Annotated in this window: 13 protein-coding genes; 9 read left to right on the top strand and 4 right to left on the bottom strand. The window is 73.0% G+C overall.

Annotated elements, in window-relative coordinates; genetic code table 11:
* The first annotated feature begins 15 nt into the window (after window positions 1–15).
* Window positions 16–1,113 carry a PP2C family protein-serine/threonine phosphatase gene (locus tag ACGFZQ_RS14495; protein ID WP_393840632.1) on the top strand — a complete coding sequence of 366 codons (1,098 nt, stop codon included), beginning with the start codon at window positions 16–18 and terminating at the stop codon, window positions 1,111–1,113.
* A gap of 21 nt (window positions 1,114–1,134) precedes the next feature.
* Here the strand turns inward: ACGFZQ_RS14495 and ACGFZQ_RS14490 are convergent, their stop codons facing one another.
* Together ACGFZQ_RS14490 and ACGFZQ_RS14485 are read right to left on the bottom strand one after the other, a co-directional pair.
* A complete protein-coding gene (locus ACGFZQ_RS14490; RefSeq protein WP_351736883.1) occupies window positions 1,135–1,575 on the bottom strand; it encodes an Lrp/AsnC family transcriptional regulator in 441 nt (146 codons plus the stop codon).
* Window positions 1,576–1,614: 39 nt separating this feature from the next.
* Window positions 1,615–2,964, bottom strand: coding sequence for a transaminase (locus ACGFZQ_RS14485; protein WP_393840631.1), 1,350 nt, complete (start codon window positions 2,962–2,964; stop codon window positions 1,615–1,617).
* Between the two features lie 334 nt (window positions 2,965–3,298).
* On the opposite strand from ACGFZQ_RS14485, the gene ACGFZQ_RS14480 reads away from it, so the two are divergent.
* On the top strand, window positions 3,299–3,766 hold the full coding sequence (locus ACGFZQ_RS14480; RefSeq protein ID WP_351711138.1) for a hypothetical protein: 468 nt from the start codon (window positions 3,299–3,301) through the stop codon (window positions 3,764–3,766).
* Between the two features lie 5 nt (window positions 3,767–3,771).
* Here ACGFZQ_RS14480 and ACGFZQ_RS14475 read toward each other — a convergent pair whose 3' ends face one another.
* Window positions 3,772–3,945: a hypothetical protein gene (locus ACGFZQ_RS14475; protein WP_351736887.1), complete on the bottom strand. Its 174-nt coding sequence runs from the start codon at window positions 3,943–3,945 to the stop codon at window positions 3,772–3,774.
* Window positions 3,946–4,167: 222 nt separating this feature from the next.
* Here ACGFZQ_RS14475 and ACGFZQ_RS14470 point away from each other — a divergent pair, with 222 nt between their 5' ends.
* The 7 genes from ACGFZQ_RS14470 (at window position 4,168) to ACGFZQ_RS14440 (ending at window position 10,924) form a co-directional block, all read left to right on the top strand.
* Window positions 4,168–5,415 carry a serine hydrolase domain-containing protein gene (locus ACGFZQ_RS14470; RefSeq protein ID WP_393840630.1) on the top strand — a complete coding sequence of 416 codons (1,248 nt, stop codon included), beginning with the start codon at window positions 4,168–4,170 and terminating at the stop codon, window positions 5,413–5,415.
* 217 nt (window positions 5,416–5,632) lie between these two features.
* Window positions 5,633–7,099, top strand: coding sequence for an ATP-binding protein (locus ACGFZQ_RS14465; RefSeq protein WP_393840629.1), 1,467 nt, complete (start codon window positions 5,633–5,635; stop codon window positions 7,097–7,099).
* On the top strand, window positions 7,096–7,518 hold the full coding sequence (locus ACGFZQ_RS14460; protein ID WP_351711146.1) for a roadblock/LC7 domain-containing protein: 423 nt from the start codon (window positions 7,096–7,098) through the stop codon (window positions 7,516–7,518). The genes ACGFZQ_RS14465 and ACGFZQ_RS14460 overlap by 4 nt, the downstream gene beginning before the upstream one ends.
* Complete coding sequence (locus tag ACGFZQ_RS14455; protein ID WP_393840628.1) at window positions 7,515–7,877, top strand: DUF742 domain-containing protein; 363 nt, start codon at window positions 7,515–7,517, stop codon at window positions 7,875–7,877. The genes ACGFZQ_RS14460 and ACGFZQ_RS14455 overlap by 4 nt, the downstream gene beginning before the upstream one ends.
* Window positions 7,849–8,472 carry an ATP/GTP-binding protein gene (locus tag ACGFZQ_RS14450; protein ID WP_393840627.1) on the top strand — a complete coding sequence of 208 codons (624 nt, stop codon included), beginning with the start codon at window positions 7,849–7,851 and terminating at the stop codon, window positions 8,470–8,472. The genes ACGFZQ_RS14455 and ACGFZQ_RS14450 overlap by 29 nt, the downstream gene beginning before the upstream one ends.
* On the top strand, window positions 8,469–9,695 hold the full coding sequence (locus ACGFZQ_RS14445) for a cytochrome P450 (protein ID WP_351736897.1): 1,227 nt from the start codon (window positions 8,469–8,471) through the stop codon (window positions 9,693–9,695). The genes ACGFZQ_RS14450 and ACGFZQ_RS14445 overlap by 4 nt, the downstream gene beginning before the upstream one ends.
* The gene (locus ACGFZQ_RS14440) at window positions 9,692–10,924 is read left to right on the top strand and encodes a cytochrome P450 (protein WP_393840626.1); all 1,233 of its coding nucleotides are present in this window, start codon (window positions 9,692–9,694) and stop codon (window positions 10,922–10,924) included. The genes ACGFZQ_RS14445 and ACGFZQ_RS14440 overlap by 4 nt, the downstream gene beginning before the upstream one ends.
* A 159-nt stretch (window positions 10,925–11,083) precedes the next feature.
* Here the strand turns inward: ACGFZQ_RS14440 and ACGFZQ_RS14435 are convergent, their stop codons facing one another.
* The gene (locus ACGFZQ_RS14435; RefSeq protein WP_393840625.1) at window positions 11,084–12,598 is read right to left on the bottom strand and encodes a helix-turn-helix domain-containing protein; all 1,515 of its coding nucleotides are present in this window, start codon (window positions 12,596–12,598) and stop codon (window positions 11,084–11,086) included.
* Window positions 12,599–12,627: the final 29 nt, after the last annotated feature.

The raw sequence follows: 12,627 nt of genomic DNA, 5'->3' as shown, positions 1-12,627 counted from the left end.
GCGTAGCTTAGGGATGTGACTTGGGTGCGCGACCGGTCGTCGCGTGACTACCGGGACGGGCGTGGCTGGCTGCAGGGTGCACCGCCGCCGCGCTGGGTTCGGGTGCTGCCCGTGCTGCTGCTCGCGGTCGTGACCGCGGCGACGCTGATCAGCCCCGACGGACACGACTTCGGGTTCCTTCTCGGGGCCATCCCGCCGCTGGCCGTGCTGTCGTACGGCCCGCTGGCCACGGCCATGCTCAGCTGCCTGGTCGTGGTCCTGCTGAACGTGCCCGCCACCCATCTGAACCATCCCGGCGACACCGACCTGCTCACGGTCACCTTCGTCGCGCTACTGAGCGTGTTCGTTTCGTACGTGCGCAGCCACCGCGACGCGCAGCTGGTCACCGAGCGGGCGGTGGGCGAGGCGGTGCAGCGGGCCGTGCTGCCGCCGTTGCCGAAGCGGGTGGGGGCGGTGGAATGCGTCGGGCTGTACCGGGCCGCACAGCACGGCACGCTGGTCGGCGGGGACTTCTTCGACGTGCGGGAGGGGCCCTTCGGCGTGCGGGCGGTGATGGGGGACGTACGCGGGCACGGGCTGGCCGCCGTCTCCACGGTGGTGTCGCTGCTCGGCGCGTTCCGGGAGGCGGTCCTCGACCAGCCGGACCTGGAGTCGGTGGCGGCGCGGATGGACCGCCGGCTGACGGTGGACTCGGCCGACGTACCGCACGCGGAGCTGTTCGCGACGGCCCTGCTGGTGGAGTTCTCCGCCGACCTGCGGTCCGTGCGGCTGGTGGCCTGCGGTCATCCGGCACCGGTGCTGCTGCGCGACGGCCTTGCCCAGGAACTGGCCGTCGCGCCGGGGGCACCGGTGGGGCTAGGTCTGGTGGGGGTGGAACCGCCGAAGGAGGTCACGGTCGAGCTGGGGCCCGGCGACCGGCTGTTCATCGCCTCGGACGGGGTCTGGGAGGCGCGTGACCAGGCCGGGCGCTTCTATCCGCTCCCGGAGCGGCTGGCCGGGTTCGCCGGCGCGGAGGCGGCCCAGCTCACCGAACTGGTGTGGGCCGACCTGTCCCGGCGCTGTGAGGTGCGGGACGACGCCACCATGCTCGTCCTGGCGCCCGGCATCACCTGAGGTCCCGGCCCACGTCCCGGCTCAGCCCACGTCCCACAGGAAGCGGTGGGTGTGGATGCCGAAGTACGGGAACGACCGGACCTCGCGCACGCCCTCGACCGGCCGGACCATGTCGTTGACGAAGTCGAGCAGGTCCTTCGGGCCGGGGGTGACCACCTCCGCGAACAGATCGAAGCCGCCCGAGGTGAACACCGAGTAGACCACTTCGGGGTGTACGGCGAGGGCGTCGGCGACGGCGCGGGGGTCGCCGTCCACGCCGATGCCGAGCAGCGCCATCGCCTGGCCGCCCATGGCCATCGGGTCGGTGACGCCGACGACCTGCACGGCCCGGGAGTCCAGCAGTCGCTGCAGTCGCTGCCTGGCCGCGGAGGCGGACAGGCCGACCCGGGGTCCGAGGTCGGCGTAGGCGATCCGGCCGTCGTTCTGCAGCTCGCGCAGGATGGCCCGGTCGATGTCGTCCATGTGCGTCCTGACTCCCCTTTCCCGTCCTCTTTCCCGTCCTCAGCCGACGAGTTCGAGCAGGGCGGCGCCGAACACCGCGGTGTGGGTGTCGACGTCCTGCTCGGTGGTGTCGGGGCACATCAGGGCCATGTTGTGGAACGGGGTCAGGAGGATGCCCCGGTTGGCGAGGTAGAGGTGCAGGAAGTCCTCCAGCCCGGTGTCGGCGGCGGCCGCGGACTCGGTCCCGGTGCGCGGGGCCGGGGCGGCGAAGCGGTACTCGGTGCGGGCCCCGAGCCGGCTGACCGACCAGGGCAGGGCGTGCGCCTCCACAGCCTGCCGGACGCCGGTCTCGAAGCGTTCGGAGAGGCGTGCCATGCGGGCGAACGCCTCGTCGGTGAGGACGTGCTCCAGGGTGGCCCGGGTGGCCGCGACCGAGAGCGCGTTGCCGGCGAGGGTGCCGCCGACCCCGCCCATGTCGACCAGGTCCAGGTCGGCGCGGGACAGCAGGCGCTCGGCGAGGTCGGCGGAGAGGCCGTAGGCGCCGGCCGGGATGCCGCCGCCGATGGCCTTGCCGATGGTCAGCAGGTCCGGCTCCAGGTCCCAGGCGGCGGTGCAGCCGCCGGGGCCTGCGGAGAAGGTGTGCGTCTCGTCGTTGATCAGCAGCGTGCCGTACTGCCTGGTCAGGGCGCGCACGCCGGCCAGGTAGCCGGGTTCCGGCAGGACGATGCCGATGTTGGTGAGCGCGGGTTCCATGAGGACGGCGGCCACGTCACCGTGGGCGAGTTCGCGCTCCAACTGCGCCAGGTCGTTGAACTCGGCGACCCGGCTGGTCAGGGTGACGTCACAGGGCGCGCCGACGTTTCCGGGGCGGGGTGCGCCCTTGCCGTCGGGGCCCACGACGATGAGGGACTCGTCGACGCTGCCGTGGTAGCTGTAGCTGTTCACCAGGATCTTCGGGCGGCCGGTGACGGCCCGGGCGAGGCGGATCGCCCACCGGTTGGCGTCCGTCGCCGTGAGCGAGAAGCTCCAGCGGGCGAGCCCGAAGCGGCGGGTCAGCTCCGCGCCCACCCACTCCGCGTCCTCCGTCGGCAGCATCGCGGTGGCCCCGCCCAGCTCGGCGAACCTGCGGTGCACCGCCTCCGTCACGACGACCGGCGAGTGACCGGCCATCGCGCCGGTGTCGCCGAGGCAGAAGTCGATGTACGTGTGCCCGTCGATGTCGGTGACCCGGGCGCCGCGCGCGGTCGCCAGGTAGCGGGGGAAGGCACCGGCGGTCTTGTTCATCCAGGTCATCGGGACCCGGCCGAAGAGATGGCCGGCGTCGGCATATGCCGCTCGGGAGCGGGGATTGCGCCGCTCGGCCTCGGCGCTCTCCCGGGCCAGCAGGGCGTGCAGTCGGGTGCGGTCCATGGAGTACCCCTGGTCGGGAGCGGCGGCGACGGAATACCGGGAGCGTACGACCGATACCGTCGCTACTTCAAGATCTAACACTCGAATCATCTGCCATGACGACGGATTCGTGCGCCGCCGCGCCCGAGAGCCGGCCCTTGCACTGATCAACAAGCGCACCCATGTGCAGTGTTCGAACATTCGCCCCAAAACGCCAGGGTTCGCCACCCCTTCCGCCACATAGAAATATCTACCAGCATGCATATGCCGGGTTGGCGTGCGAACGCACCGAGTGCCCGGCGTCGGTCGTTCCCTGCGTCCGAAACAGGTGAGCGGTGATCCCCCGGAGCAGTGCATGACGAACGCGATGTGGATGCAGGGTGTGGAATGGCTCGCGGCGGCCTCGGCGGACCCCCGGGCGTGCAAGCGGGAGTGGGACCACGGGGAGGGCGTCGCCCTGCTGGAGGCGGGCCGCTACTGGGATGTGCTGAGCGTCCCGGAACGGCTCGGTCTGCTCACACTGGACCTGCTGTGGCGGCCGCCGCTGCCGGTGCCCGGGCCGACCCTGGTGGACAGCGCGGCGGGCCGGGTCGGCTTCTTCCTGCCGCCCGATCCGTCCGGCGGCTGGATCGGCTCCGGATTGCGCTGTGCGACCAAGGGTGCCTGGGTCGCCGTACCGCCGCCGTACCGGCCGGCGCGGTATCTGGAGTGGCTGGTGCCGCCGGACGGCAGTGGTGCGCTGCATGCGCCGGGCACGCTGGAACTGGCCCTGCGGGAGGCCAACGGGACGCTGTCGGTGCTGGCCCCGATGTGCGGGGAGTAGCGAGGTCAGCGGCGGGGCGGCGGGACGAACACGATGGCGCGCCGGCCCTCGGGTTCGGCCGGCACGGTACGGCCCTGGTCCCGCCACTCCTGCCGGAGCTGGGCGTAGATCGGCTCGCTGGAGCGGAGGGCGCGCGGCTCCCGGGCCGGGCGCCAGGGCGTGGGTGAGGATCCGTCCATGCCGGAGCAACGCCCGGGAACGCGCCGGTGGTACGCGCCGTCCCGCGCGCTCACCGGGTCGGGTGAGCACAGCCCCCCGATCGGACCCGGCCACCTGTCCTACAAGCATCCCGGGATCCTCCGGTCGACAGGCGCCGCCGGACACGCGCTCGTACCCTGTGAAGTCAGGGTTCTGACGTCCGACCCCACCGCACGTCCCTCTCGCGTGCTTGGAGTCAGCCCATGTCGCACACGTCCGCCATGCTGCGCGGCGGAGCCGCGATCGCCGTCGCGCTGGGGACACTGACGGTGCCGCCCGTCGGCGGGGCGTCCGCCTCCGTACCGGCCGCGTTCGCCACGGCCTCGGCCACCCCGTCACCGTCCGGCAGCCCGGACGTCCGGGACATGACCCCGGCCGTGGCCCGCCAACTCGACGCCGCCGTGCGGAAGGTCATGCGCGAGGCCGACGTGCCCGGGGTGACCGTCGGGGTCTGGACACCCGGCCGGCCCGACTACGTTCGCTCGTTCGGGGTCGCGAACAAGGACACCGGCCAGAGGATGTCGTCCGACCTGTACATGCGGATCGGCAGCGAGACCAAGATGTTCACCGTGACCGCCGTGCTGCAACTGGTCGACCAGGGCAAGGTGGGCCTGGACGACCCCGTCGGCAGGTACCTCGACGGGGTGCCGAACGGTGACCGGATCACCCTGCGGGACCTGGCCGGGATGCGCAGCGGGCTGTTCAACTACTCCGAGGACAACAGCTTCTTCAAGGCGCTGACCTCGGTTCCGCAACGCCACTTCTCCCCGCGGCAGTTGCTCGCCTACTCCTTCAGCCACCCGGTGATGTTCCAGCCGGGGCAGAAGTTCTCCTACTCCAACACCAACCTGATCCTGCTCGGCCTGCTCGTCGAGAAGGAGAGCGGACAGCGGCTCGGCGACTACCTCCGGGAGCACGTCCTCGCTCCGGCGGGCATGAGCCACACGGTGTTCCCGGCCGGGAACGAGTTCCCCACCCCGCACGCACAGGGCTACACCGACCAGACGGCGACCGGAAAGGTCGAGGAGACCGCCGGCTGGGACCCCTCCTGGGCCTGGGCGGCCGGTGCGATGATCTCCGACCTGGACGATCTGCACACCTGGGCGCGCACGGCGGCCACCGGGGTCTTCCCCGACGGCACGGCCATGGTCGGCCCGGCCGTCCAGAAGCAGCGGCTGACGACCCCGCCGACGGGAATCGCGGGCGCCGGGTACGGCCTCGGCATCTTCGACGTCCAGGGCTGGATCGGGCACAACGGCTCGCTGCCGGGCTACGAGGCCCTGACCGTCTATCTGCCGTCGGCGCGGACGACCGTGGTCGTCCTGCTGAACACCGACATCAGCTACCGGGGGAACATCGAGCCCAGCACCCTCTTCGGCCAGGCGATCACCCGGATCATCTCGCCCGCCCACGTCTTCGACCTGCCGGCGCCGGCCGCCGCCACGCGCTGACGGCACGAACCGCACACGGCTCCAACTCGCCTTCTGCGCAAGGCATTTCCGACAGTTGACACAGAAGCGAACACTCACCGAGCAGATTCGAAGTGATGTAACGATTCACCGTGCGGGGCCGGTCGATGACGGTGTGTACTGTGCTGCGAGCGCCACATGGGAGGGCCCTGGGCTCCCCGTGACCACTGCTGCCCTACTCCCCCTGGAAACCGATTCCATGATCGAATTGCCGGAACTGGTGGCCGGTGGTCTCGCCGCCGGAACGCTCTCCGCGCTCGCCCTCGGCGGCAGCCTGCTGCGGGCCCGGCGCCAGAAGGCGGCACTGCGGGCCGAGGTGCAGGAGTTGCGTGCCCAACTGGCGGGCGCCGAGGGCACGTTCATCTCCGAGGTCGAGCATCTGGCCGCCCGCCGGATGCCCGCGGCCGCCGCGCAGCTCACGCACCCGCACCTCAAGGTGCCGGGTCCGGCCGGGCAGAACACGCCCGGGACCCCCACGGGGATCGCGCTGGAGTACGTACTCACCGCGCTGCGCGAGGAGTTGACCGCACAGCGCATCCGGATCGACGCGGCCGCGCAGGCCGGTATGCGGGGCGCCACCCGGGAGATCCAGGCCGCCCTGTACCGCCTGCAGGACGCCCTGCGCGGACTCCAGCAGCACTACGACGACCCGGAGTTGGCGCAGACCCTGTTCGCGCTGGACCACGAGAACGAGCAGTCGCTGCGGCGGGCGCAGGTGGCGGCGGTGGTGTGCGGGGCCTGGGTGGGGCTGGCCCGCGAGGAGTCCCACGTGGTGGACGCCGTGACCGGCGGCCAGGCCCGGCTCGCCGGATACCACCGGGTCACGGTCCACAACCATCTGGAGCCGGGCACCGCCCTGGTGTCCCACGCGGTCGAACCGGTCGCCATCATCGTCGCCGAACTCCTCGACAACGCGCTGCGCCACTCGGCACCGGACACCGACGTCGTGGTCAACCTGGAGCACGTCCACCACGGGGTGTGCGTCACCGTGGACGACGCCGGCCTCGGCATGACGCAGGACGAACGGGCCCGCGGCCAGCGGCTGGTGGCGGGCAGCGACCCGATCCTGCTGACCGACCTCGGCGATCCGCCGCGCATGGGCCTGGCCGCGGTCGGCCAGCTCACCCGCCAGTTCGACCTGAGCGTCGACGTCTCCTCCCCCTCGCCCTACGGCGGAGTGCGCGCGGTACTGCGGGTCGACAGCCATCTACTCGGCCGGATCGACCCGGACGAACGGCCGCCGTCGGCCAGCGCGCCGCGCTCGACGCGCGAGCGCACGGCGGTGCGCCGGGAGCCGGCCCGCGAGCCGATCCTGCACGAAACGCCGTCGGGCCGGCCCGCCGCGGACGGGACGCCGTCGGCCGAGCCCCCGGCGCCCCCGGCCCCCGCACCCGCACCCGCGGCTCCGGCACCCGCCGCGGCCGAGCACGAACGCGCCCCCGGCCATCAGGAGCCCGGTGACCTGGGCGGCCTGCCGCAGCGACGGCGCCGAACCCGTCCCGACACCCCCGGCGTACCGCAGCGGCAGCCGGCCGCCCGGCGCCCCGAGGAGGCGGCCGCCGCGCTCGCGGCCCTGCAGTACGGCACCGCCGCGGCGCGGACCCCCAAGCGGGCCGGCGCGCCCGATCCCCAACGGACCGACGACGAAGGAGGAGCGGCCAGATGACCAGCCGCGATGCGGGCGAGACGGCATGGGTGCTGGATCCGATCCTGCAGGTACCGCATGTACTGGCCGCCGTCCTGCTCACCCGGGACGGCCTCGCGACGGGGTACACCGACGCCCTGTCCCAGGCGACCGCCGAGCGGGTGGCCGCGATCACCAGTACCGTGCAGGGCGCCTGCCGGGCCGCGGCCGCCGCGTTCGCGGACCGGGACCGGGCCGAGGTGCGGCAGGTGGTCATCGAGTCGGACCACGGGTACGTGCTGATCGTGCCGACCGACCACGGCACCTGCGTGGCGGCCTACGGCGACCCGGAGGTGCGGCTGGACCTGCTGGCGCACCGCGTCCACTCGCAGGTGGCCCGGCTGGGCGAGAAGGCGATGGCGGCGGCGCCCAGAGGCTCCGACGGCGGCGCGCCGGCATGACCGGCCGCCGTGGCGGCCGTCCCCTCGTCCCCGCGTATCTGTCGACCGGCGGGGTGGCCCGGCCCTGCCGTCCGCATCTGGAACGGTTGACCGTGCTCACCCGCGACGGCACCCCCCTGCCCGCCGGTCTGCCCGCGGCCGAACAGGCCCTGCTGGAGCTGCTGTCCGGTGGCGCGCTGACGCTGGTGGAGGCGGCCGCGCTGCTGCGGCTGCCGGTCTCCGCCGTCCGGGTGCTGGCCGCCGACCTCGTCGACCGGGACCTGATCCAGGCCCGCGCGCCGATCCCGCCCGCCGAACGGTTCGACCCCGACCTGCTGAAGAGAGTGGCCGATGGCCTCCGCGCCCTCAAGCACCAGTGAGCTGCCCCGCACGGGCGGCACCCATCTCCCCGACAGCGCCCGCGACTTGGTGAAGATCCTGGTCACCGGGCCGTTCGGGGTGGGCAAGACGACCCTGATCGACGCGGTGTCGGAGATCCGCCCGCTGCACACCGAGGAGCACCTCACCGAGGCCTCCGCCCAGGTCGACGAGCTCGACGGGGTACGGGAGAAGGAGACGACGACCGTCGCGATCGACTTCGGACGGATCAGCCTGGCCGGCGGCATCGTGCTCTATCTGTTCGGGACGCCGGGGCAACAGCGGTTCCGGACGCTGTGGGACGACATCTCCTACGGGGCGCTCGGCGCCCTGGTCCTGGTGGACAGCCGGCGGATAGACGCTTCCTTCGACGTGCTGGGCCTGGTGGAGGAGGCGGGGCTGCCGTACGCGGTCGCCTTCAACGCGTTTCCCGACGCGCCCAGTCACCACACGAGCGAACAGTTGCGGGCCGCCCTGGACCTGGAGCCGGGCACCCCGATGGTGACCTGTGACGCCCGGGACCCGCACTCCTCGATCGACGCGCTGCTCGCCCTCGTACAGCATCTGATCGACGACCGCCCGGCGGAGGCCCGATGACCGTGCAGCAGTCCTTCACCGTCTCCGGACCGGTGCGCCTGTGGGAGGACGGCTTCGCCCGGAACCCGCACGGCTACTACGCGGCGCTGCGGGCCCAGGGCCCGGTCGGCTGGGCGGAGCTGGCGCCGGGCACACCCGCGTACGTGATCACCGAACGGCGCGCCGCCCTCGACGTGCTGCGGGACGTGGAGACCTTCTCGCACGACCCGCGGGGCTGGGAGGCCACCGTCCCCGAGGACTCCCCGCTGCTCGGCATGATGCGCTGGCGGCCCAACGCCCTGTTCTCCGACGCCGACGCCCACATCCGCTACCGCACCAGCCTCATCGACGTGTTCGACCTGATCGAGCCGCACGATCTGCGCGCGCTGGTGCACCGCGCGGTACGGGTGCTGGTGGACCGTTTCGGGCCGCGCGGCGAGGCGGATCTCGTCGCCGACTTCACCCGGCCGCTGATGGCGCTGGTGTTCAACAACCTGTTCGGGCTGCCGGACAGCCAGGGCGACCGGCTCAACGAGGGCCTTCTGAAGATGATGGAGGGCGGCGCGCAGGCGGCCGAGGGCGAGGCGGAGTTCGCCGACTACGTGCTGCGGCTGGTCGCCGCCAAGGTCGCCGAGCGCGGCGAGGACCTGCCGAGCATGCTCCTGGACCATCCGGCCGGGCTGACCCAGGAGGAGGTCACCTGGCAGGTCTTCCTCACCCTCGGCGCCGGGTACGAGCCGACCACGAACCTGGTGTCCAACGCGCTGTCCCGGATCCTCGGCAACTCCCTCTACTACTCCACGCTGACCAGCGGCGCCCGCCCGGTCATGGACGCGGTGGTCGAGGTGCTGCACCACGAGACCCCGCTGGCCAACTACGGGATCTACTACGCCCGCCGGCCCGTCTCCCTCCACGGGGCGTGGGTCAGGCCGGCGATCCCGGTGGTCGTCTCCTTCGGTGCCGTGGGGCTGTTCGCCGAGCGGGAGGTCACCACCGGACGGGGGGCCGGGGACGCCTCGCACCTGTCGTGGGGCGCGGGCCCGCACGCCTGCCCGGTGCGGCACCACGCGCTGCTCATCGCGACCGAGGCGATCGAGCGGCTCACCCTGTGGCTGCCCGACCTCGACCCGGTCCTGCCCCGCGAGCGGCTCAGCTGGCGGCCCGGCCCGTTCCACCGCTCGCTGACATCCCTGCCCGTCCGGTTCAGCCCCCGCTCCCCCGACCAGCCTGGAGAGTCGTCGTGACCGTCACCGACCGTATCGCTCTCGACCCGTTCGGCTCCGACATCGCGGCGGAGAGCGCACGGTTACGCGCCCTCGGCCCCGTCGTTCCGGTAGAACTGCCCGGCGGCATACCCGCCTGGGCGCCCACCGGCTACGACGTCCTCAAGGAACTGATCCTCGACCCCCGGGTCAGCAAGGACCCGCGCAAGCACTGGCGGTTGTGGCCGGAGATCGGCGAACACCCCTCCTGGGGCTGGGTCGTCAGCTGGATCGGCGTGGTCAACATGCTCTCCGCCTACGGCCCCGACCACACGCGGCTGCGCAAGCTGGTGGCGCCGAGCTTCACGCACCGGCGCACCGAGGCCATGCTGCCGCGCGTCGCCGCCATCGCCGAGGAGCTGCTCGACGCGGTGGCGGCCGCGGGCGCCGACGGCTCGGTGGTGGACCTCCGTGCCGAGCTGGCGCATCCGCTGCCCATGCGGATGATCTGCGAACTGTTCGGGGTGCCCGAGGAGATGCGGGCGGACACCGGTGAGCTGATCGCGGCCATCATGGACACCTCCGACCCGACCCCGGCGCACGCCGTGTTCGTGCAGGAGCGCATCGGCACGGTCCTCGGCGGGCTGATCGCGTACAAGGCCACGCACCCGGGCGACGACATGACCACGGAGCTGATCCGGGTCCGCGACGAAGACGGTGACCGGCTCAGCGACGAGGAACTGCTGTACACGCTGCTGCTGGTGATCGGCGCCGGATTCGAGACCACGGTCAACCTGATCGGCAACGCGACGGTGGCGCTGCTGACGCATCCGGTGCAGCTCGCGGCGGTGCGCGCCGGGACGGTCGGCTGGGACGCGGTGATCGACGAGACCCTGCGGGTTCATCCGTCGATCGCCTCGCTGCCGCTGCGGTTCGCGGTGACCGACCTGAAGGTCGGGGACGTCACCGTCCCGGCCGGGGACGCGATCATCACGACGTACGCGGCGGCGGGGCTGGACCCGGAGCGCTACGGGCCGGACGCGGCCGTGTTCGACGCGGCGCGCGGGGCCGACGACCATCTCTCGTTCGGGCTCGGGGTGCACCGCTGCATCGGCGCGCCGCTGGCCCGGGCGGAGGCGCTCGCCGCGTTGCCCGCCCTGTTCGACCGCTTCCGGGGACTGCGGCTGGCGGTCGGGGCGGAGGAGCTGCGGCAGGTGCCGTCGTTCATCGCCTTCGGCTGGCAGGAGATCCCGGTACGGCTGGGGGTGTGAGCCCGGCGGTCGCGGGGACCTGAGTCAGGGTCGCGGGGGCGGCGACCGGTCCCCCGTTCCGGTCGTGCCCCCGCGGAACGTGAACTTACGTGCGGATCCGGCCGTTGGGTATCGCAGCGATGCCCGATCGGGCACCTGAAGGACTCACCCGTGCACAGGTCAGTCCGGTTGGCCCGGATTCGCCCGGAGCAGGGCGGGTGCGGTGAGGTCCCCGAGGGCGAGGTGGGCCAGGACGACCTCGTACAGATCGGTGCCGGCGGCCAGCAGCTGACGCTCCAGGACGGGTTCGGCGCCCCGGACGTGTTCGCGGACGGTCTGGGCGTGCATCCCCAGGTCCTGGGCGGCGCGTTCGGCGTTGCCGTCGGCGGCGATCCAGGCCCGCAGGGTACCGCGCAGGTCACGGCCGTCCCGGGTCAGCCGGTCCAGCAGCTCGTGCGCCCAGGCGCGCAGCCCGGGCCCGGCCAGCAGGTCCCCGAGCCGCGCGCCGGACGCCTGCGGTGCCGTACCGCTGAGGTCCTCCGTCCGGGCCGCCTGGGTGTTCAGCGCCAGATGAGCGGTGGCGCGCACGGCGAGGTCGGAGAAATCGGCGCCCAGGAGGGCCTCGACGCGGTCCATGCGGGCGCGGACGGTGTTGCGGCTGACGCCGAGGACCTTGGCCGCGCTGACGGCGGTGAACTCCAGGCCGAGACGGGTGGTGGCGAGGAGTTCCGCGCGGGTGTGGTGGGGCAGGGTGTCCAGCGGCCGGAGCACCGCCGTGGACCAGGCGTGCAATGCGGCGGGGTCCATCAGCCGTTCCGGGTGGGTGCGTTCGGCGTAGACGGCGGCCTGGTCGGAGCGGAAGTGGGCGACGGCCAGGGCGCTGATGGCCTGGCCGTAGGCGGTGGCGGTGCGGGCGAGGCTCTGCCGGACGCTGCCGCCGAGGAAGGTGCCGGGGCGGCCGTCGACCAGCGAGCGCAGCCACTGGCCCGCCGTGGGCGCGGGGCTGACGACGATGACATGGCCGTCGACCGCGGGACAGCGCACGACCAGGGCCTGGCCGCGGGTGATGTCGAGGCAGTCCTCGGCGAGCCCGTCGCGCTCCGCCGGGTGCCCCTCGACGACGTACACGCAGGCGCTGTCGGTGTCGAGGAGACCGGGCCACAGACCGGCGGCGACCCGCCGGGCGGAGACGGTGTCCTCCACCATCAGCAGTTGCAGGATGGCCAGGCGCAGATCGGCGGTGGCCCGTCGGAGCCGGCGCCCGGCGGCCGTCGACTCGCGGTCGCGCAGCAGGAGTTCGACGATGCCGGCGGTGTGGGTGACGATCTCGGCGGCGCGCCGGTCGAAGGGGGTGGCGCGGGCCACGGCGAGCAGGGAGATGGCCGCCGGGCGCGGGTCGGGGGCGTGGACGGAGACCAGCCGGAGATGCCGGTCGCCGTCCTGGACGGCGGCGGCGGAGATCCGGCCGGTGGCCACTCCGGCGACGAGGCCGTCGTCGAGGGACAGCCGCTCCCCGGCGAGCAGGGTGCCGTCGGCGTCCTGGAGGCAGACCGTCGCCTGCACCGCGCGGGCGAGCCAGGCGACCACGCGGCGCGGGTCGCGGGCGCCGGGGCGCAGATGGTCGAGGAGCTGCACGGCCCAGGTGTCGCCGTGGGGTATCGGGGGGTGCGGGCCCTCGCCTTCCCGGCCTGCCATTCGCCCTGCTCCTCGTCCCTGGTGTCCGC

This window comes from Streptomyces sp. NPDC048254 (genome assembly GCF_043201895.1).
Taxonomy (GTDB): Bacteria; Actinomycetota; Actinomycetes; order Streptomycetales; family Streptomycetaceae; genus Streptomyces.
This window is presented reverse-complemented; position numbering and strand designations above follow the sequence as displayed.